Here is an 18,301-nt window from a genome sequence, read left to right on the forward strand (position 1 = left end):
CTTAAGCCTCGATTTCCTTGGAGCGGGTCGCGCGCAGCTGGAAGTAAGCGATGACGACCACAACGACGACGAAGATGACAGCCTTGGCCTGGCCGACCCCCTCGACATTCATACGGTTAAAGAGCGTGTTGACGATGTTGAGCGCCACCATCTCAGTTTGCCCGCCAGGAGCGCCGTTGGTCAGCGCCAAGTTCTGGTCGAAGAGCTTGAAGGAGTTCGACAAAGTCAGGAAGAGGCAGATGGTAATCGACGGCATGACCATCGGAATAGTGACGTGGCGCAGCATCTCCCACTTATTGACACCGTCGAGCTCGGCAGCCTCGATGAGCTCGGGCGGGACGTTCTGGAGGCCGGCGATATAAATGATCATCATATAGCCGATCAGCTGCCAGTTAAGCAGCATGATGAGGCCGGCGTAGCCAAACTTCCAGTCCGCACTAATCGTTGTGGAATAGTGCGAGAGCACGGCGTTGATCATGGTCTGCCAGGTATAACCCAGCACGATGCCGCCGATGAGGTTCGGCATGAAGAAGACTGTGCGGAAAAAATTGGTACCGCGGAGTTTGCGAGTAAGCATCCACGCCAAGAGGAAGGCGAAGACGTTGACGGTGATCACGGAAACGATGACCACGAGGACGGTGAAACCGAAGGCGGAGATGAAACCTTCGCGTTGGGAGAAAGCTTTGACGTAGTTGTCGATGCCAACCCATCTGGCGTTGGTGATGGTGGTGAACTTCGTAAATGAGAGGAAGAAACCCACGATGAACGGCACCAAGAAGGCAATCATGAATGCCAGAAGGGTGGGCAAGACAAAGACTGGGAAATACTTCTTCAGCGTTGCTTGCATGGTGGTGAAACCTTAACTTCAGGTGGTGCCACACGTTTCCCAGCGGGAAGGCGGCGAGGAGAAGAGGCTGAGGATGCGGAGAACCAGTCGCGCACGTGCCACCGGCGTGGGCCACAATCCTCACCTACTCCCCTCCCCGCCCTCCAATGCCGGAAGACGTTTGGCGAGGGGATTGGGACTTTAAAGATTTAGCCCCAGTTAGATTCCTTCTCAGCAGCCCAGTTGTCCTTGAACTGCTTGACGACGTCCTCCCACTTCAGCGTTCCGGAGGCGTATTGCGACAAGGCCTGGCCGAAGTCATCCTTGAATTGCTGCGACGGGAAGTACTGGAAATTCCACGGGTAGGTGGTCAGATCCTCGTTAGCGATAGCTTCCGCGACCTGCTCAGCAAGGGGATCATTCGGGGTGTCTTCAGCGGTGTAGCTTTCGAACGGTGCGATGAAGCCCAGGTCCTTCACCACGTGCTCCTTGCCAGCATCAGAGGTAAACAGCCAATCTACGAAGTCCTTAGTGGCTTGCTGGTCGACCTCAGAGGCCTCAGAGTTCACGCCCAAGTAGTTCTCGGTGCCGACGTTGATGCCGTACTTTTCTTCGTCTGGCAGACCCATGTACATGGGCAAGAACTTGATCTTGTCTTCCTTGACCACGTTGCCAGAGGTCTCGGAAATCTGGGACCATGCCCAGTTACCGTTCTGAACCATGGCGGCCTTACCCTGCGCAAACTCAGCCATGGAATCAGACACCGTCTTAGAAGGTGCAAGAGACTTTTCTACGGTGGAGTTATCAAGGTAGAGGTCGAAGAGATTCTTGTACTCCTTGTTGTAGGAGAACTCGATATCGTTGGTGTCCTCGACGTTCTTGTCCTGGTACTCCTGCCAGATCGGAGCGTTAGCCAAGTGGGTCTGCCAACGCCAGTCTTCACCGGAGGTCAGTGAGGTGGAGGCGAAGGCGCCCTCGATACCGAGCTCGTCCTTCTTTGCCTGCATATCCTCGGCGACTTCCTTGAGCTTTTGGTAGCCCTTGATTTCATCCGTGGACTTGATCTTCGCGCCGGAGGTGGCGATGTACTTGTCGAAGATCTCGTCGTTGTAGATGATGCCGAAGCCTTCGACGGCGAACGGGACGCCGCGTACCTCTCCGTCCTCGGTGGTTAGCGGTGGGATGTCGTCGGTGAGCTGCTTAGCTACCTCAGTGTCCGACATATCCGCCATGTAGTCTTGCCAGGTGATGAAGCCAGCAGGTCCGTTGACCTGGAAGAGAGTCGGGGCTTCATCCTTACCGATTTCCGCCTTGAGGGTCTGCTCATAAGAGCCGGAGGCGGCGGTAACGACCTTGACCTTGACACCGGTTTCTTCAGTGTAGGCCTTTGCGATTTCCTGGTATGCCGCGTCCTGTTCAGGCTTGAAGTTCAGGAAGTAAACATCGCCTTCCTCGTCGGTGGAGCCTGAGCATGCGACGAGACTTGCGGCGGCGAGCATGGATGCCATGCTGATGGATGCGATGCGAGTAAGACGCTTCATGAGGTCCTCATCTTTCTTGATGAAAAGCGGGATGGTGGGCCAGGGATAGATACCCGGCTCGTATTCGGTTGTGTCTGGGAGACCTCCCGTAACGAAGGCTTCTTCCCAGCGCCACCAAGTGCTTCATAGCGGATCGTAGTCCGACTATGAACTGGTTAGCCTGCCCTCCATCTTAGTGAGGTAGTCCACATATTCAAAAGAATTCGGACATAAAACACCCGATTGTGACCATATCCATATTCGGGCATGGAAACCCTCCCCATTTATGGGGCAATCGGGCTTAAAACTTACAAAACATATAAAAAGCAGTTGAAAAAGTCTGGTTGGATTTGAGATTGCGGGCGTTGTTGGGACACGCGAGAGGTTATGACAAGTCTTCGTCTGCCGGGGGCGTGTTGAGGAGCCGGGCCTCAGCACGGCGGGCTGGTAGTACAGACGCCAGATAGGATGCCGTGGCCTCCGCGAGCGTGACGGCCTCTCCCCTTTCCTGGGCGAGGAACCAACGGTGATCGACTATCTCGTGGAAGATTTGTGCCGGCTCAAGCTTGTCTAGCATCTCTTCGGGCACGGCAGCGATAGTCGGCTCATACTCATGCGTCATCCACAAGTGCGCGGCCTGGGTAAGGCCGACGTGAGGCCCACATTCCACGGCCTGGTAGGCCTGGATGGAGCCCAGAAGGCGTTGGGCTTGATGCTCTTCGACGCTGAGTCCAGTTAAGCTCAACAGCTCTGCACGATAGTGACCCGGATCCACCACTACGGGCCGGATTCGCACCACCTGCCGAGAATCGTCCTTGGTTACCTTGAGCTCCCCTACATCAAAGCCCAGTTGGTTGAGGCGGTCGATTCTCTCGGAGACGCGCCAGTACTCACTGGCATCCACGGCCTCCTCAGCGGTGAGTTCTGTCCACAGCTCAAGATAGGAACTCTCGACAAGGCTGCCTAGTGTAATGACATCGATAGACCCATCCAAGCATTCACCCGCCTGTAGGTCCATGAGCTCGCCGATGATGTTGACGCGGGCAATGTCGACGTCGTAAAGCCTGCGTGATTCGGAGAGGTTGGGTTGGAACTCGCCCGTCTCGGCATCGACAAGATAGGCGGAATAGGTCTCAGCATCGCGCCGAAAGAGAGTGTTGGACAGTGACACATCGCCCCAGTAGAAGTTGAGCAGATGCATCCGCACCAACAGCACGGACAGGGCGCGGATGAGCTTCTCCGCTTCCACGACCGTGAGGTGCCGAGAGAAGATCTCGCGATAGGGCAGGGAGAACTCCAAGTGCTCGGTTACCAAAGCTGCGGTGAGTTCCCCGTAGTCTTCCTCTGCCGGATGGCGGCCGGTGATCACGGCTACGGGGCGCACACTAGGGGCGCCAAGGCGCTGCAGTTCACGCAGCATCTTGTACTCGTGGTGGGCGGTACGCGCACCAATTTCTTTGACCGCGACGATGCCACGGTTGATCCCCACGAACCGCACGATATGCCGGGAAATACCCCTGGGCAATGCGGCGATGAGAGCATCGGGCCACTGCTCTAATGGTGTGTCCCAGGGCAGCGTCAGCAGTGCCGACGCGTACGTCGACGAGGTGATGCTCATGGACTCTTTCATGGTGAATCACTCCACCTTTTCTGCTGACTATGGCTGAAACTGTCCTATTCATTACGTGCCGCGGGGCAGCCGGCACGGGGGCTTAAGGAAGGCGCTTGCCGGTCGACGCCGAGAAGTTGTGCTGGCCACCCTCCACGATGCGCGCGTGGAAAATGCTGCCCGGGGCCGGCGCGGTGTTCGGCGCAGCGCGGACGACGATTTGGCCGGACTCGGGGACGTCCTCGCTTGAGGATCCAAGGTCGCCCTCGCCCACCAACTTGCCGTAGAGGAAGGAATCAGAACCAAGTTCCTCCACGAAGTCGAGCTTGATCGGGATGGAAAGATCTGTGGACTCGCCCTCCGGAATGATCTCCAGTGCTTCCGGGCGGAAACCGATGGTGATGCGGTCATTATCCTCGGGCGTCATCGCGGCAAGGGTTTCCGGGGAAAGCTCGATGCGAGCGTGGCCAGAGGTGGCGTCACCATCCTTGACTGAGAAGGTGCCCAAGTTCATGGCTGGGGAGCCGATGAAGCCCGCGACGAAGACGTTGGCGGGGCGGTCATAAAGCTCGCGGGGCGCGCCAACCTGCTGCAGGTAGCCATCCTTCAGCACCGCGATACGGTCACCCATGGTCAAGGCCTCCGTCTGGTCGTGGGTGACGTAGACGGTGGTAACTCCAAGCTTGCGCTGCAGGGCTGCAATCTGCGTACGCGTCTGAACACGCAGCTTGGCATCGAGGTTAGACAGCGGCTCATCCATGAGGAAGACCTGCGGGTTACGAACAATGGCGCGGCCCATGGCCACACGCTGGCGCTGACCACCGGACAGGGCCTTCGGCTTGCGCTCCAAGAATTCGGTCAGGCCCAAGGTAGCGGCTGCTTCGTCGACGCGCTTATTGATCTCGTCTTGGGACTTGCCGGCGATCTTCAGTGCGAAGCCCATGTTCTCGCGCACGGTCATGTGTGGGTAGAGAGCATAGTTCTGGAAAACCATGGCGATGTCACGGTCACGCGGTGCAACGTGGGTGACGTCCTTGTCTCCGATGTAAATGGCACCGTCAGTAACGTTTTCCAAACCGGCCAGCATGCGCAGTGTGGTGGATTTACCACAGCCGGAAGGACCGACGAGGACGAGGAACTCGCCATCAGCGATTTCCAGGTTGAATTTCTTGACGGTGGGTTCCTTTGCTCCCGGGTAGGTCAGGGATGCATCTTTGAACGTTACGGTTGCCATAGCAAAATCTCCTCCATCGACAGGTACGTGCCGAACGATCCGTAGTGTGAGAAACAGTGAAGTAAATCACTGTGCACCAGCTACAGTGCTACTTATGACATTAGCACTAGCACTGGTAACTACGGCAAAAGCCCGGAAACCATAACGGGCTTCCGGGCTGGTTCTTATTCCTTACGCGCGTGTATGAGGCGCCATGAGCATCAAATTAACGCTTGAGGGTGCCTTTCACCAGGTTGGAGACTTCGGAAACAAAGTCGGCCACGGCATTCTTTGCCGTGTTGACCTTCGGGCCAAGCTCCAGGTCCTTGACCGTGCGGGAGCCGATCTTCGAAACCTCCGAGGTGAAATCGCTGATCTGCTCGGAGCGGTGAGCCACGCCCCACTTGGTTACTTCGAGCAGGGAATCCTTGACAAAGGAGCCGTCCAGCTTGGATTCGCCAAGCTCGCGCTCGGTAAAGGTGATCGGAACCTCACGGACATCGAAGCCATCCTTAATGGCGCGGAAGGCAACGTCCACCTGGAAGATGTATCCGGCGTTGGAGAGCTCTTCAAAGTCGAGGTGTTCAAGCAGCTCGCGCCGGAAAGCACGGTAGCCAGCAGTCATGTCATTGATTCCGGCACCCAGGGCAACCGAAATGTACTTGTTGCCCAAGCGGGAAAGCAGCTCGCGGTTGGCAGGCCAGTTCACTGTCTCTCCGCCCGGTACGTAGCGAGAGCCAATGACCAGATCTGCGCCCTTCTTGATTTCTTCAAGCAAGAGGTGGAGCTGCTCCGGCGCGTGGGAGCCGTCGGCGTCCATTTCGCACAGAACCTGGTAATCCTTCTCCAGTCCCCACTCGAAGCCGGCGATATAAGCGCCAAGAAGGCCACCCTTGCCTTCACGGTGCAGCACGTGCAGGTGAGAATCCTCAGCGGCCAGCTTGTCTGCGGCCTCTCCGGTGCCATCCGGGGAATTATCGTCCACGATCAGGATGTGAACCTCGGGAGTGGCCTTGCGCACGCGGCCGGTGATCAGCGGCAGGTTCTCAATCTCGTTGTAGGTGGGGATGATGACCAGAGTAGATTCGTGGGTCGAGCTCACTAGTTCCTTGCTCCTTTAGGTTTCTGCTTTAAGACGCGCTGCGTCGTCCGGACAAGCGGGTGGAATAGATCGCAAACAGCGCGCAGACCGTTCCAATAATAGTCATGAGCCACTGCAGGAGCGAACCATAACGCACCGCAAATGTACGCCCTTCTCGCAGCGGAAGTTCCTCTTCGAGATAAGCCGGTTCAAAGATACCGCTGTCTTGGCTCACTGAACCATCGGGGTGCACGATGGCTGAGACTCCAGATGTGGCGGCCACAACCACGGCTCGGTCCGCTTCTATCGCGCGCAGGCGGCTCATGGCCAGCTGCTGGTAGGTCATGTCAGAATCGCTGAACGTGGCGTTATTTGTCGGCGTCGTGAGAATCTGTGCGCCGTTATCGATTGCCGTTCGGAACGCCTGGTCAAAGCTGACCTCATAGCACGTAGCAACGCCCACTGCAGTCCCGGCCATGGTCACCACGCCTGACCCGTCACCGGGCTTCATATCGCCCGCTAGGTCTACCAGATCAGTGATCTTCCTAAAGAAATCGCGCATCGGCATCGTCTCACCAAAGGGCTGCAAGTACTTCTTGTAGTGGTGTTGCCCCACCGAGCCATCCGGGTTGAATACCTGCATAGTATTGCGCGCGCCGACCTCATCTCGGGTGAGAGTTCCGACCAAGATGGGGGCGTCGATGTCGTGGGCGGCGCCGTCGATAAGCGCCCGTGCGTCCTCGTTGGCAAAAGGATTGATGTCGGAGGAGTTCTCAGGCCAAATGACGATGTCTGGCTCAGCGCCATCCTGGGCTGCCTGCTCAGTGACGCGGACGTGGTTATCCAACACTGCGCGGCGTTGCGCTGCAAAGTCAAGGCCCAGCCGCGGGACGTTTCCCTGGACGGCGGCTACCGTGACCGTGCCTGTGGTGTGGTTCGGTCGATTCACGCCTTGCGCTGCGATGAGCCCTGCAAGAAGCGGCACCGCCAGCAAGGCACAGGCCAACCGTGGTGCGCGCGTAAGGCCCACCACACCCGCGGCGACGCAGACGACCGCAAAGCTAATGAGCGCAGGCCCACCCCATGGGGCAAGGTTGGCAAGCGGCCCTTCAATCTGTCCCCACGCCAGACGTACCCAGGCAAACCCCCCAAAGGGCACGGAGGAGCGCAGCATTTCCACCGCCACATAAAAGAAGGGAAAAAGTGCGAAGCCATAATTCAGGCGCAGCAACGCTGCCCCGCCGACGCCGAGGAGGATGCTGTACAAGGACAGGAAGATAGCGAGCGCAATATAGGGCATGTTGCCCACGAGCTCACCAATCCACGGCAGGGTGAATAGATACAAGACAGCGCTATGGACCACAGCGATGAGCGCCGCCCACCCTAAATGCAGGGGCTTTCGCCAAGGAGATAACGCAGCCACCAACATGGCCACCCCAATGATTCCCGCAGCCCACCAGCCGCGCGGCTCCACCGACAGATACGTGACCGCGCCCGAAAGAGCTGCGAGGACAAGCCGGGCACACACAGCGAGCACTATTTATTTCCGTCCTCAAAGTCTTCGGGCTTGACGTGTTGGGTCCATGTGCGGATTTCATCTTCATCGAGGACTTCGTGCGTTTGGTCCGCTTGTCCCCTGCTTCCCATGGCGCTGCCGGCAGCGCCCGCACCGAAGTTTCCAAAGGATCCATAGGAGTCGCGGTGCTGCGCCATGGGTGAGGCCTCGTAAACGCGCACGCCCATGTCTTCGATTTTCCGGAACATCGACGCAGCAAGAAGCGTGCGGATGATGGAACGCGTTGGCGCAAAAATGAGCAGAACCCCGATGATCGTGGAGACGAAGCCGGGCAGCGAAAGCAGGATTCCGCCCACCATAGTCAGGCCGACGTTGCCGGCTGTTTTACCTGGAGTGGGATCCTCCATTACATAGACTCCGTCTTCGGTCTGGCGGATGCGGCTGACCATCATGCGGCGAACTTCCCAGCTGGCTATCGTCATACCGAAGAGCATGGTCAGCGCCAAGGCTAGTAGTGCCCACAGCACACCAATCCACTCGGCAACTGCCCAAAACGCCAGGGTTTCGAGGAGGATGTACACGATGAACAGAAGAAACGGCATGCAGCCCACCATACTTGCTGGACCTGCCGGTTCGCTGGTGACTCTCCCGGAGCGATTAGACTGACCCACCATGTCCCTTCCCGAGTCGAAGCATTCCGAATCCGATACCTTGCGCTTCCATCCCGCCGGTGGTGTTGTCACCCCCGAGCAGTGGCTTGTCCTAGGCCAGGCCGCCAGGGAATATGGCGATGGCCATGTGTACCTTGAGGAGCACAGCGTCATCAGCCTGCGCGGCATCCGCGATGAGCAGGTGCTTGGCGATGTCCCCCTGCCCACCACCGACGCCCACGTGCTGGCCTCTCCCCTCTCCCTTCATGCACGCCGTGTGGCGCAGCGCGTTGCTGATGTCCTGGCCGAAGCTGAAGGAGCCTCCGCCGCTCTCGACCAGGATGCAGTCTTTGGTATCGATGGTGGCGCGGGCGATCTCCTCTCACACGGTGTGGCGGCTGGGCTCCAACTATCCGGTGCTAGCACTGGAGAAGACGAGGACGCCAGCTCCGCGCGCCTCATCCGAGAGGGGGCGGTTACCGGTCCGGTCCTAGAACTAGACGATGCGATTTCTCAGCTCGTCGACTACGTGCTCGAGCTATCTGCTCAGCGCCCTGAAGCCATCGATGGCTTCCCCTCACCGACGCGTGCTGCCTTTGCCGCGCCGACCTTGCCCATCGGCTGGCTGACCGAACACACTGAGCCCGGCCGCGTCGATCTGGGTGCGGGCCTGCAGGATGGTGTGCTGCCTGGGGAGTACGCAGGACTCATCGCCCAGCTGGGCGCTTCGATTTCAGTAACGCCGTGGCGGGGTTTGGTCATCCACGATTTGCCCGAAGGCGATGCTGACGTCGTCTTGCGAGTCCTTGCCCCGCGCGGCTTCATCTTTGACGCTAACTCTCCCGCCCTCAACTCTCCCGCCCTCGGGCATCACTAGCGCGGCATGTGCCGCCAGATTGGCCGTGGGACCAGCTTCATGATCCAAGCCAACACCTGAAGCCTCCGAGGGATCCATAGCGTGCGGGAGACCGGCCGTGAATCCGACGGGGACCCGGTACCCGACGAGGACTCGATGGCCTTCACCACAGCTTGTGCCACGACGTCTGGGGTCACCGACAAGGGCGCGGGTTTCATCCCCTCAGTCATGGATCCGATGACGAACCCGGGGCGCGCGGTGATCAGGGCTAGGTCGCTGCCCTGCAGCCGATCCGCCAACCCCTGGCAGAAAGCATCCAGGCCTGCCTTGGTCGAGCCATAGACATAGTTGGCTCTGCGCGCACGCCAGCCGGCAATGGACGAAAAGGCCACGATGTGGCCCGTGGTCATGACATCAGCGAGCACGGTGAGCATGGATACCTGTGCTGCATAGTCCACCAGTGCTATGTCGAAGGCCTGGGCCTCGTCGTGCTCGGCGCGTTCCTGATCACCCAGGATTCCGAAGGCGACGACTGCTGTTGTGATGTCCTCACCCGCGAGTGCTGAGGCTTGTTCGATGACCGCGCGGTGGGAGGAGACATCCGCAGCGTCGAAAGATAGCGTGTGCACGGAAATCGCCCCTCTGCGGAGAAGCTCTGTGGTGAGTTCCTCCATACCGTGCTCACCCCGCGCGGCAAGTACCACTGGGCGGCCTGCGCACAGCCGACGCGCAAGCTCGCCGCCGATATCGCTGCGCCCGCCAAGAATCAACAGCGCACCAGTGCGTCTCATTAGCGTAACCCCCGCGGTGCCTGGTTCAGGGACTCACACCCGGATTCAGTGGTCACCACGATGTCTTCCAGACGCATGCCCCACTTACCCGGCACGTAGATACCCGGCTCAATAGAAAAGGCCATGGACTGGGAAAGCTCCAGCTCATTTCCCTCCATGATGAAGGGCTCCTCGTGCGTGGACAAGCCAATGCCGTGCCCGGTGCGGTGCGTGAAATACTCGCCCCACCCAGCATCATCGATCACCTTGCGCGTGGCGCGGTCAATATCCTGGGCGCTCGCCCCCGGGCGTGCGGCAGCTCGTCCGGCAGCCTGGGCCTTTTCCAACACCGCGTAGGCCTCCTGGAAATCGGCGGGTGCCGCAGAGGGGGCTGCCCCCACCACATAGGTGCGGGTGCAGTCAGAGTGATAACCGGACGGCAGCGTCCCTCCGATATCCACCACCACGGGATCGCCCGCGCCAAGTTCTCTGTCCCCATAGTCGTAGTGCGGGTTCGCCCCGTTTGGGCCGGAACCAACGATGATGAAGTCCACCTCTCGGTGCTCGCGCAAAATGAGTTCCCGCAAATCAGACGCTACCTCGGCCTCAGTGCGTCCCGGTTCTAAAAGACGCGGGACCTCGGCGTGCACGGCATCGATAGCCGCCGCGGCAGCGCGTAGCTCCGCCACCTCGTCTGGGTCTTTGCGACTAAAGAGCTCAGCCAGTGCCTCAGTAGCTAGAAGGTATTCCACGTGCGTTACATCCGGCGAGGACGGATCTAGCTGGCTTCGAATTGCGGACTGGAAACGCAATACGTGATCGGCGGTCAGTGAGGAGCCCAAGGCAACGGTATTGGGGCGCACGCCTTCCAAAGCCAGCGCATAGGGATCCTGCCCATCGCTCCATCCCACTAGGTGGGCTGCGACGCCCTGAAGCGACTCAATGTCGGTGTTGGGGGCGACGATTACCGGTTCGGCATCGGGGCGGATAACCAAGCAGGTCAGGCGCTCGTGGGAGGAAACCCACGAACCGGTGAGGTACGCGAATTCGGCACCTGTCCCCACTAACAGGATGTCGATGCCCTTAGCAGCGGCGATAGTGCGGGAGCGGCTCAGTCGGGACGCATAATCAGTCATGACAGTTAGCCTACCGCCCGCCTTCGTCCGGTTAAGCTGGGAGGCGTGAATTCCCATCGCGCTGCCGTCAAGATCCGTAATCGCTCAAGCTATTGCTCGGGAGTGCTCATCGATGCGTCCTTAGACCCCCGCACCCAGCAGGCAACCCGGTTGGTTCTGACCTGCGCGCACTTTTTCCGCAGCGGCCTTGACAGAGGGGAACACTACAAGGTGAGTGGCGGGTTCAAGCGGCGCGTGGCCGCCGTGCGCACGATTGACGGGACCGACATGGCGCTGTGCTTGCTAGACCGGCCGGCCCCTCCCCGGGACCTTCCTGGGCTTGCAAAAAGCACCCCACCATTCCGCGCCCCAGTCACCACCTGGGGATACGGCGGAAAAGCTCGCCGTGCCCAGCAACGCAGTGGGCTTTTTCTCCTTCCCTTCTTCCGCACCTGGTCCATTGACTTCCGCACCACTGTCTCCCCCGCCGGATTTGTTTTCAACACGATTCCGGCAGTCAAAGGTGACTCGGGCGGTCCAGCTGTAGTCGATGACGCCGTCATCGGTACGCAAGCCCTCATACTTAACCCGCTGGGGCGCAACCTCAAGCTCGCCACTGTGGCACTCGTTGCGCCCCACCGCCAAGCACTCGCGGCGGCAGCCACGGCACTGCTTCGCGGTGGCTCCGAAAACTAGGCGCTAGGCCTAGGCGCCGATGGCGACGACGCCGCGCTGGATCGCGTCAATGGCGCGCCGGGCATTTCGGCGAATCTCGTCCTCGTAGCCGGTCTTGGCCACCTGCTGGAGCAGGTCGATGACCTGTCGGCACCAGCGGACAAAGTCACCGGGGGTGAGTTCCGCGCCGGATTCGTTTGCCGCGGCCATGCAATAAGCCAAGGGGGCGCCCGCGGTCCACTGGTGGATGGCGAGCGCAAAGGCAGGTTCCGGTTCACGGGTCTGCGGCAGGTTATGGCGCTTCTCATCAGCAACAAGCTCTCCGTAGATGCGCCAGGTTGCGTTCATGGCGTCCGCCATCTCGTCGGTTGCTGCGCCAGGTTCGCCGCGGGTGGCCTTGCGGTTTTCGAAGACACAGAGCGAAGCCACACCAGCGAGCTCCGCCGGGTCAAGCTCGTTCCAGATACCGCGCTTGAGGCATTGAGCAACCAGGAGGTCGGATTCGGAATGGATCTTGGCCAAGCGCTCGCCTTCGTCCGTGATGACCGGTTCGCGGTTCTCGCCATAGCCTTCGAACTCCACGTAGTCCATCTCTGCCAACAGGTCCACGATGCGCTCAAACGTACGGCCAAGGGTATCTGTGGCGCGCTCTACCTTGGCCTCTAGTCGCGCCAGTTCTCTCTCGCGGCGCGCCAGCTTTTGTGCCACACCGGCCAATTGCTCGCGGTCGGTCGCCGGCCAATGGTGCACCGGATGTTCGCGGAGGGCATCGCGCAACTGCGCGATCTTCTTGTTGGGGCGATTGCGCGGCTCGGTGCGCATCTTTTTAGGTCGCTTGTAGTAGTCGCGCTTAAAGGCCTCTTGGACAAATCGGGTATGGCGGCGCGGATTCTTCTGCGCTGCGCGCGGTAGCTTCATGTGTCCGACGACGATTGGCGGATTATCAATACCGGCCGAATCGATGCGACCAGACCACCCAGTCTCTGTGGTAACCCAGGGGCGCGGATCAGCGGTCTGGTTTGCCGGGGTAATAACGACGGCCAGCGTTGGGCGCTTCTTCGTGGCGATAGCGATGACTTCTCCCACTTGGAGTCGGGCAAGGACCGCCGCGACCTCCTTGTTGCGCTCCTCCTTTTTGGAAGCCCGTGCTGACTTTTCCTCCTCAGTTAGTGCGCGGCGCAGCCGCATATAATCCATGAGAATCTCAGCTGGGTCTTCGCCATCGGTGGCTGGCGGGGCCAGGTTGTCCACGGCCTGATCCAACTGTGCGCGCAGCTCCCGAACGCGGTGCTCGGCGCGCTCAATCTCACGGGTTTCCTCCACAACGGATCCATCCGCCTGGAACTGGGCGAAAGATTTTTCTAACAGGCGCAGCGAGTCATCAAAGCCGAGCATGCCCAGCAGGTTGATGGCCATGTTGTAGCCGGGCTCGAAGGTAGAAATAAGCGGATATGTACGGGTCGATGCAAGTCCCGCCACCGCCGTGGGATCCATAGCTGGTGCCCACTGCACGACGGCATTGCCCAAGGTATCGATGCCTCGCCTACCGGCGCGGCCGGTGAGCTGTGTGTACTGGCCCGGTGTCAGGTCCACGTGTGCCTCGCCGTTGAACTTCACCAGCTTCTCCAGCACCACGGTGCGCGCCGGCATGTTGATGCCCAGGGCAAGCGTTTCGGTGGCGAAGACTGCCCGGACGAGGCCCTTGACGAAGAGTTCCTCCACGATGTGCCGAAAGGCCGGAAGCATGCCTGCGTGGTGAGCAGCAAAGCCGCGCGAGAGTGCCTCGCGCCAACGCTTGAAATCAAGGACCTTGAGGTCCTCTTCCGGGATGCCTTCCACGCCTTTATCGACGATGGCCTTAATCTCGGTGGCTTCTTCCGGGGAGGTCAACACCATGCGGGAGCGCAAACACTGATACAGCGCACCATCGCAGCCTGCGCGGGAGAAAATGAAGGTAATCGCCGGCAGCATCTCCATGGCCTGCAGCTCTTTGAGTACCTCCGGGCGGCCGAGCGGACGGTAGCGGTCTTGCACGCGGGGTGCGCCGCTGCGCCGATCACTGTGCCGGTCGTGGCGCCCGCCGCCTTTGTGACGGGCGCGGGCGCGGAAGCTCGCACGGTTCTGGGCATAGTCTGCGCGGCCATTATCGGTATCGCCGGTCTCCAGGCGTTGGATGCGCCGCGCCAGTTCAGTGTTTACCTGTCCGCCTGAGTCGGGTTCGAAGAGCGGATAGATTTTGCGGCCGACCATCATCCACTGATCCAGCGGTACGGGGCGTTTTTCGGTGACGATGACCTTGGTGTCACCACGTACGGTGGTCAGCCACCGGCCGAATTCCTCGGAGTTGGACACCGTTGCGGATAGACCAATGATGGAGACGTGCTCCTCCAGGTTGAGGATGACTTCTTCCCATACTGCGCCGCGTGAGGCGTCGGCCAAGAAGTGGATCTCATCCATCACCACGTGGGTCAAGCGATCCAGTGCGCCTGAACCCGCATAAATCATGTTGCGCAGGACCTCAGTGGTCATCACGAGGATGTCCGCGGAGGAGTTGATGGAGACATCACCGGTCAGCAGGCCGACCGCATCCTCACCATGTGCGTCAACCAGGTCGTGGTATTTCTGGTTACTCAGCGCCTTGATGGGTGTGGTGTAGAAACAGCGGGTCCCTTGGCGCAGTGCCAAGGACACGGCGAACTCACCCACCACGGTTTTACCCGCGCCGGTGGGCGCGCAGACCAGAACGCCGTGGCCGGCTTCGACGGCTTGGCATCCTTGGATTTGGAAATCATCCAGTGAGTACGGAAGTGCTTGGGTGAACTCGTCCAGATGCGTCAGTGTCATAAGTCCCCAGGGTACCTGTCAGACACCGCCTGCTAATACGCCGGTCCCTGGTGTCAAGCGGGAACGTGAACAAGTTCCCTAAGAAGGCCGACAAGCCTACAGAACGTCGTCGAAAAAGCCGCTCTGCGGGGGCTGCGTGTTCGTTGGTTGAGGCTTCGACACCCGAGCTTCACCGGTCGAAGCCGGGGATACAGGCCTCGAAGATACTGGCCGCGAAGAAGCGGAAACGCTTGTGGATGCAGATACAGGAGTTGGTGCGCCTATGGCACCCGGGCCTTCACCCAAGGACGAGGCAGTTTCGTCATCGAGGTCAAGCCAGTCAGGGCGCTCGCGCTTCTGGCGCTTATCGTTGATGCGGCAGAATTGGAAGGCTATCTCGACAAGGATTACGAGGGCTCCGGCCAAGACCAACATTGAGAAGGGCTCTTGGCCTGGTGTGACAACCGCCGCGAAAATCATGATGGCGACAATGATGATGCGACGCTTGTCCTTGACGTGGTCATATTCCAATACACCAATGAGGTTGAGGCAGACCACGAGTAATGGGATCTCAAAGCTCACACCGAAAATCAGGAGCAACGCTAGCAAGAAGTAGAAGTATCGCTCACCCGTCAGTGCCGCAGTCTGGTATTCGGAGCCCATTCCCATGAGGAACTCCAAGCCCACGGAAAGGATGACGTAGGCAAGAACCGCGCCGAGGACGAAAAGCAGAACCGCTGTCGAGACAAACAAGAAGGTAAAGCGGCGTTCGTTCTTATGGAGGCCAGGCACGATGAAGGCCCAGATTTGGTAGAGCCAGACCGGTGAGGACAATACCGCGCCAGCCAACGCACCGACCTTGAGGCGCAATAACAGCATTTCGAACGGGCTGGTGGCAAGCAGGCGGCACTCACCGTCGGAGGTGAAAGAAACACGCTTTTCCTCAGGAAGCGAACAATAAGGACCGCGCAGGATTTCGCCCAGCGGTGACGTGCCAAACGGGGCGTTCTGGTACCAAATAAAACCAATGATGGCGCCAACCGCCAAAGCGAGGAGAGAAATGACGATGCGTCGGCGCAGCTCCTGGAGGTGCTGGACTAGGGTCATCTCCCCCGTCGGATTCTTGGGCTTGCGGCGTAGCTTTGAGCCCCATTTTTGTTTCCGCGCGTTAAAACCAGCATTAGACGGTGTGCTCGCGGCACTCACAGCAAGACCTCCACAGAAAAGCCCACGGCGGCAGGCAAGGCCCTAGTGCTCCGAAAAACTCAGAGCGCGGCCTGCTTGCCGAGAAAAGATTATTAGTTCTGGTTTCCGTCAGCCGGCTTAGAAGCACGCGGCTGCATTTCCGGGCTATTCCAGAAGTCTTCGTCATTCTTCTTGGAAGCAGCAATCTGGGCCTGCTGCTCAGGAGTGTTGTTCTCCTCCTTCATTTCTTTTACTTCAGACTTGAAGATGCGCATGGACCGGCCCATAGAGCGAGCTAGCTCTGGCAGCTTCTTTGCGCCGAACAACAGCACGATAACGAGAACGACAAGGCCGATTTCCAAAGGTCCCACGGTCATTGAGGGTGCCCCTTCTTTCTAGGTCGATAAAGCGTACGGTTCCACACAACGAAGTGCTGCACGGGGCGCACGCAGGAGAGCTCTTAGTCTGGCAGTTGAGTATAACGCTCCAGCGCCCGATTTCTATGCTCCGAAATGGCCTCGACAAGCTTCTGGGGTCCCACGACCCGCAAACGGTCAGCTTGCCCGAGGGCGAAACGACTAAACCATGTCTCGGATCCGACGGGCATCTGCGCAGCTATGAACCCATTTTCAAGTTTTTCGCCTAGAGTGATGTCGTAGTGTTCTGCTAGCCAGGTGAATTCTTGGTTAATCTCCAGCTCCGCAACAAGAGTGTGATCTAGACCAAAGGGTGAGTCTGGGTTGAAATCCAGCTCTCGTACGTGCGGGGTAGCGGAAGCTTCGAGTACCTCGACATCATTCATGCGGTCGAGGCGGAAGGTGCGGTGCTCCCCCACTGAGTCATCCCATGCCACGAGGTAGGGCTCGCCATCCACGATGAAGATGCGGGCCGGATGCACGGTACGCTCGCTGGTCCGGTTGGAGGACATACTCCAGTAGGTAAAACGCACTTGCTGGCGCTTGTCGACGGCCCCCGCTAGTGCTGCTTGTACCTGCGATTCTTCGGGATCAATCGTGGCCAGGGAGTCATAGATGGCGGCGGTCTTTTCATCCATGATTCCGCGCAGCTTGGCGGCGGCGGAATGGACCGCGGAGACGTCGACAAGCCCCGGCATCGCTTCTAAAGACTCAAGGGTGAGCAATAGTGCACCAGCTTCGGTGGGGGTCAGACGCAGTGCCTGGGTGAGGCCTTGGTCGTTGTAAATCTCGATGCCATCGCGGTAGCTAAAGCTTAAGTCGATGAGGTCTTCGGTATTGCGGCCCACCCCGGAGCAGAAGAGCCGGTCGATGGCGTCCTTGAGCTCCACCGGGGTCATCCCCAAATCCTCCGCTGCCTCCATAGGGGTCAACCCCGGGTGCTTACGCAGGTACGGGATGAGGTTGAGGGAGCGAACCAGCGATTGCAGCTTGCGGGGCTGATCAGCCATGGCGGGCCTCCTCCCTAAACTCCGTGGTCTTAACCGTGGTTGCCGTTGTCGCTGTATCGTTCCCACCGACATTTAAGAGTGCGATGATGTCGGCACGCACTTCTGGCGGTTCGATCACCACAACATCTGGTGCATAACCAGCAGCGGTGCGCACCAGCCAATCCCGCCGCACGGCGGTGAGTTCTACGAGGTTGTCCTCGCGCCTGCGTCCGGCGTCGACAAGCTCGACAGCTTGCCCCTCTGGTACGTCAAGGAGAGCGTCCACGGTATCGCCACGGTCTAGTGCCTCCACAACGAGATCTTGCAGTGGTGCGGTGGGCTCGAGGTGCGTGGCTGCATGACGCGAACGCTTGACGTTATCCACGCGGGTGGCACGGAAAGTCCGAGGTGCCTGGCGGTCCACGTCCCAGCCGACAAGGTAGACGCGATCGCGGTGGTTGACCAGCCCCCATGGATCCATGTGGCGGCGAACTGCTTCGGCAGAGGGCGTAGCGTAATAATCAAAGGATATGCGCAGCCCTGCACGCACGGCGGTAATCACCGCGGTGACGAGCTCTGGACTCAGCCTGGTCACGTCGTTGACAGCGGTGTAGACGGGCGCTCCGCTCAAGTCGCGGGAGGCGCCCGAGGCAGCCAGCTTGGTCCACGCGGACAAGCTGAAATCGCTTAAGCCTCCCGGTGTGCCAATGCCGCCGGCTACGCCCAACACCATGGCCTCCTGTGGCGTGAAATCGACGGGAGGTAGCTGGTAGCTTTCGGGATCGAGCCGGTACAGCGAACCTTCTGCCCCACTGCTATGCACTACCGGAACACCAGCGCGCTGCAGGGTCACAATGTCGCGGGAAAGTTGTTTCTGAAAAGCCTCGTCGCTGCGAGACTGGTAGCCCTCGACGTGGCTGCGAATCCAGGCTGCGCTGCGGTCAGGAACCCCGCCTTGGTGCGCGGCGCCATGCAGCGCAAAGGTGAGGTTGGTGAGCCTTTCGATAGCGCGGTCTCTGACCGGCGTCCGGGCTGCAGTGCGATCTGCTGAAGGCAT

Annotated in this window: 16 protein-coding genes; 2 read left to right on the forward strand and 14 right to left on the reverse strand. The window is 59.5% G+C overall.

Annotated elements, in window-relative coordinates:
• Position 1: 1 nt before the first annotated feature.
• The 7 genes from HMPREF2996_RS03970 to HMPREF2996_RS04000 all read right to left on the reverse strand — a co-directional run bounded on the left by HMPREF2996_RS03970 (position 2) and on the right by HMPREF2996_RS04000 (position 8,367).
• Positions 2-847: a carbohydrate ABC transporter permease gene (locus HMPREF2996_RS03970; RefSeq protein ID WP_070710629.1), complete on the reverse strand. Its 846-nt coding sequence runs from the start codon at positions 845-847 to the stop codon at positions 2-4.
• 188 nt (positions 848-1,035) lie between these two features.
• Positions 1,036-2,367, reverse strand: coding sequence for an ABC transporter substrate-binding protein (locus tag HMPREF2996_RS03975; protein WP_070730211.1), 1,332 nt, complete (start codon positions 2,365-2,367; stop codon positions 1,036-1,038).
• Between the two features lie 364 nt (positions 2,368-2,731).
• Entirely contained in the window at positions 2,732-3,976 is a 1,245-nt protein-coding gene (locus HMPREF2996_RS03980; RefSeq protein ID WP_070717790.1) for a DUF4032 domain-containing protein, read from the reverse strand.
• Between the two features lie 82 nt (positions 3,977-4,058).
• Positions 4,059-5,189, reverse strand: coding sequence for an ABC transporter ATP-binding protein (locus HMPREF2996_RS03985; protein ID WP_070643590.1), 1,131 nt, complete (start codon positions 5,187-5,189; stop codon positions 4,059-4,061).
• 205 nt (positions 5,190-5,394) lie between these two features.
• A complete protein-coding gene (locus HMPREF2996_RS03990) occupies positions 5,395-6,270 on the reverse strand; it encodes a polyprenol monophosphomannose synthase (protein WP_070730212.1) in 876 nt (291 codons plus the stop codon).
• A 28-nt stretch (positions 6,271-6,298) separates the two neighbouring features.
• A complete protein-coding gene (gene lnt, locus HMPREF2996_RS03995; protein ID WP_070730215.1) occupies positions 6,299-7,786 on the reverse strand; it encodes an apolipoprotein N-acyltransferase in 1,488 nt (495 codons plus the stop codon).
• Entirely contained in the window at positions 7,786-8,367 is a 582-nt protein-coding gene (locus HMPREF2996_RS04000) for an FxsA family protein (protein WP_070730217.1), read from the reverse strand. Before HMPREF2996_RS04000 ends, lnt begins: the two co-directional genes overlap by 1 nt.
• A 70-nt stretch (positions 8,368-8,437) precedes the next feature.
• Here HMPREF2996_RS04000 and HMPREF2996_RS04005 point away from each other — a divergent pair, with 70 nt between their 5' ends.
• A complete protein-coding gene (locus HMPREF2996_RS04005) occupies positions 8,438-9,292 on the forward strand; it encodes a cobalamin biosynthesis protein (protein ID WP_070730219.1) in 855 nt (284 codons plus the stop codon).
• Here HMPREF2996_RS04005 and HMPREF2996_RS04010 read toward each other — a convergent pair.
• Entirely contained in the window at positions 9,289-10,062 is a 774-nt protein-coding gene (locus HMPREF2996_RS04010; protein WP_070730221.1) for an SDR family oxidoreductase, read from the reverse strand. The genes HMPREF2996_RS04005 and HMPREF2996_RS04010 overlap by 4 nt on opposite strands.
• Complete coding sequence (locus HMPREF2996_RS04015) at positions 10,062-11,177, reverse strand: M24 family metallopeptidase (protein WP_070730223.1); 1,116 nt, start codon at positions 11,175-11,177, stop codon at positions 10,062-10,064. Before HMPREF2996_RS04015 ends, HMPREF2996_RS04010 begins: the two co-directional genes overlap by 1 nt.
• Positions 11,178-11,222: 45 nt before the next feature.
• On the opposite strand from HMPREF2996_RS04015, the gene HMPREF2996_RS04020 reads away from it, so the two are divergent.
• Positions 11,223-11,852, forward strand: coding sequence for a trypsin-like peptidase domain-containing protein (locus HMPREF2996_RS04020; RefSeq protein WP_246822984.1), 630 nt, complete (start codon positions 11,223-11,225; stop codon positions 11,850-11,852).
• Between the two features lie 9 nt (positions 11,853-11,861).
• Here the strand turns inward: HMPREF2996_RS04020 and HMPREF2996_RS04025 are convergent, their stop codons facing one another.
• The 5 genes from HMPREF2996_RS04025 to HMPREF2996_RS04045 form a co-directional block, all read right to left on the reverse strand.
• Positions 11,862-14,675 carry a DEAD/DEAH box helicase gene (locus HMPREF2996_RS04025; RefSeq protein WP_070730228.1) on the reverse strand — a complete coding sequence of 938 codons (2,814 nt, stop codon included), beginning with the start codon at positions 14,673-14,675 and terminating at the stop codon, positions 11,862-11,864.
• A gap of 96 nt (positions 14,676-14,771) precedes the next feature.
• Positions 14,772-15,761 carry a twin-arginine translocase subunit TatC gene (tatC, locus tag HMPREF2996_RS04030; protein WP_070710621.1) on the reverse strand — a complete coding sequence of 330 codons (990 nt, stop codon included), beginning with the start codon at positions 15,759-15,761 and terminating at the stop codon, positions 14,772-14,774.
• 191 nt (positions 15,762-15,952) lie between these two features.
• Positions 15,953-16,216, reverse strand: a complete 264-nt coding sequence (tatA, locus tag HMPREF2996_RS04035; protein ID WP_070446624.1) for a Sec-independent protein translocase subunit TatA — start codon at positions 16,214-16,216, stop codon at positions 15,953-15,955.
• Between the two features lie 83 nt (positions 16,217-16,299).
• Positions 16,300-17,265 carry a helix-turn-helix transcriptional regulator gene (locus tag HMPREF2996_RS04040; RefSeq protein WP_070730230.1) on the reverse strand — a complete coding sequence of 322 codons (966 nt, stop codon included), beginning with the start codon at positions 17,263-17,265 and terminating at the stop codon, positions 16,300-16,302.
• Entirely contained in the window at positions 17,258-18,301 is a 1,044-nt protein-coding gene (locus HMPREF2996_RS04045; RefSeq protein ID WP_070643564.1) for a helix-turn-helix transcriptional regulator, read from the reverse strand. Before HMPREF2996_RS04045 ends, HMPREF2996_RS04040 begins: the two co-directional genes overlap by 8 nt.

Source organism: Corynebacterium sp. HMSC066C02 (assembly GCF_001814945.1).
Taxonomy (GTDB): Bacteria; Actinomycetota; Actinomycetes; order Mycobacteriales; family Mycobacteriaceae; genus Corynebacterium; species Corynebacterium aurimucosum.

Excerpts from the sequence above, each read along its gene's own strand:
- HMPREF2996_RS03985 (WP_070643590.1), bottom strand. The coding sequence starts at position 5,189 with ATGGCAACCGTAACGTTCAAAGATGCATCCCTGACCTACCCGGGAGCA.
- HMPREF2996_RS04045 (WP_070643564.1), bottom strand. The coding sequence starts at position 18,301 with ATGCCTTCAGCAGATCGCACTGCAGCCCGGACGCCGGTCAGAGACCGC.
- tatA (WP_070446624.1), bottom strand. The coding sequence starts at position 16,216 with ATGACCGTGGGACCTTTGGAAATCGGCCTTGTCGTTCTCGTTATCGTG.
- HMPREF2996_RS04000 (WP_070730217.1), bottom strand. The coding sequence starts at position 8,367 with ATGCCGTTTCTTCTGTTCATCGTGTACATCCTCCTCGAAACCCTGGCG.
- HMPREF2996_RS04005 (WP_070730219.1), top strand. The coding sequence starts at position 8,438 with ATGTCCCTTCCCGAGTCGAAGCATTCCGAATCCGATACCTTGCGCTTC.
- HMPREF2996_RS03975 (WP_070730211.1), bottom strand. The coding sequence starts at position 2,367 with ATGAAGCGTCTTACTCGCATCGCATCCATCAGCATGGCATCCATGCTC.
- HMPREF2996_RS04015 (WP_070730223.1), bottom strand. The coding sequence starts at position 11,177 with ATGACTGATTATGCGTCCCGACTGAGCCGCTCCCGCACTATCGCCGCT.
- HMPREF2996_RS04040 (WP_070730230.1), bottom strand. The coding sequence starts at position 17,265 with ATGGCTGATCAGCCCCGCAAGCTGCAATCGCTGGTTCGCTCCCTCAAC.
- HMPREF2996_RS04010 (WP_070730221.1), bottom strand. The coding sequence starts at position 10,062 with ATGAGACGCACTGGTGCGCTGTTGATTCTTGGCGGGCGCAGCGATATC.
- HMPREF2996_RS04025 (WP_070730228.1), bottom strand. The coding sequence starts at position 14,675 with ATGACACTGACGCATCTGGACGAGTTCACCCAAGCACTTCCGTACTCA.
- HMPREF2996_RS03980 (WP_070717790.1), bottom strand. The coding sequence starts at position 3,976 with ATGAAAGAGTCCATGAGCATCACCTCGTCGACGTACGCGTCGGCACTG.
- tatC (WP_070710621.1), bottom strand. The coding sequence starts at position 15,761 with ATGACCCTAGTCCAGCACCTCCAGGAGCTGCGCCGACGCATCGTCATT.
- HMPREF2996_RS03970 (WP_070710629.1), bottom strand. The coding sequence starts at position 847 with ATGCAAGCAACGCTGAAGAAGTATTTCCCAGTCTTTGTCTTGCCCACC.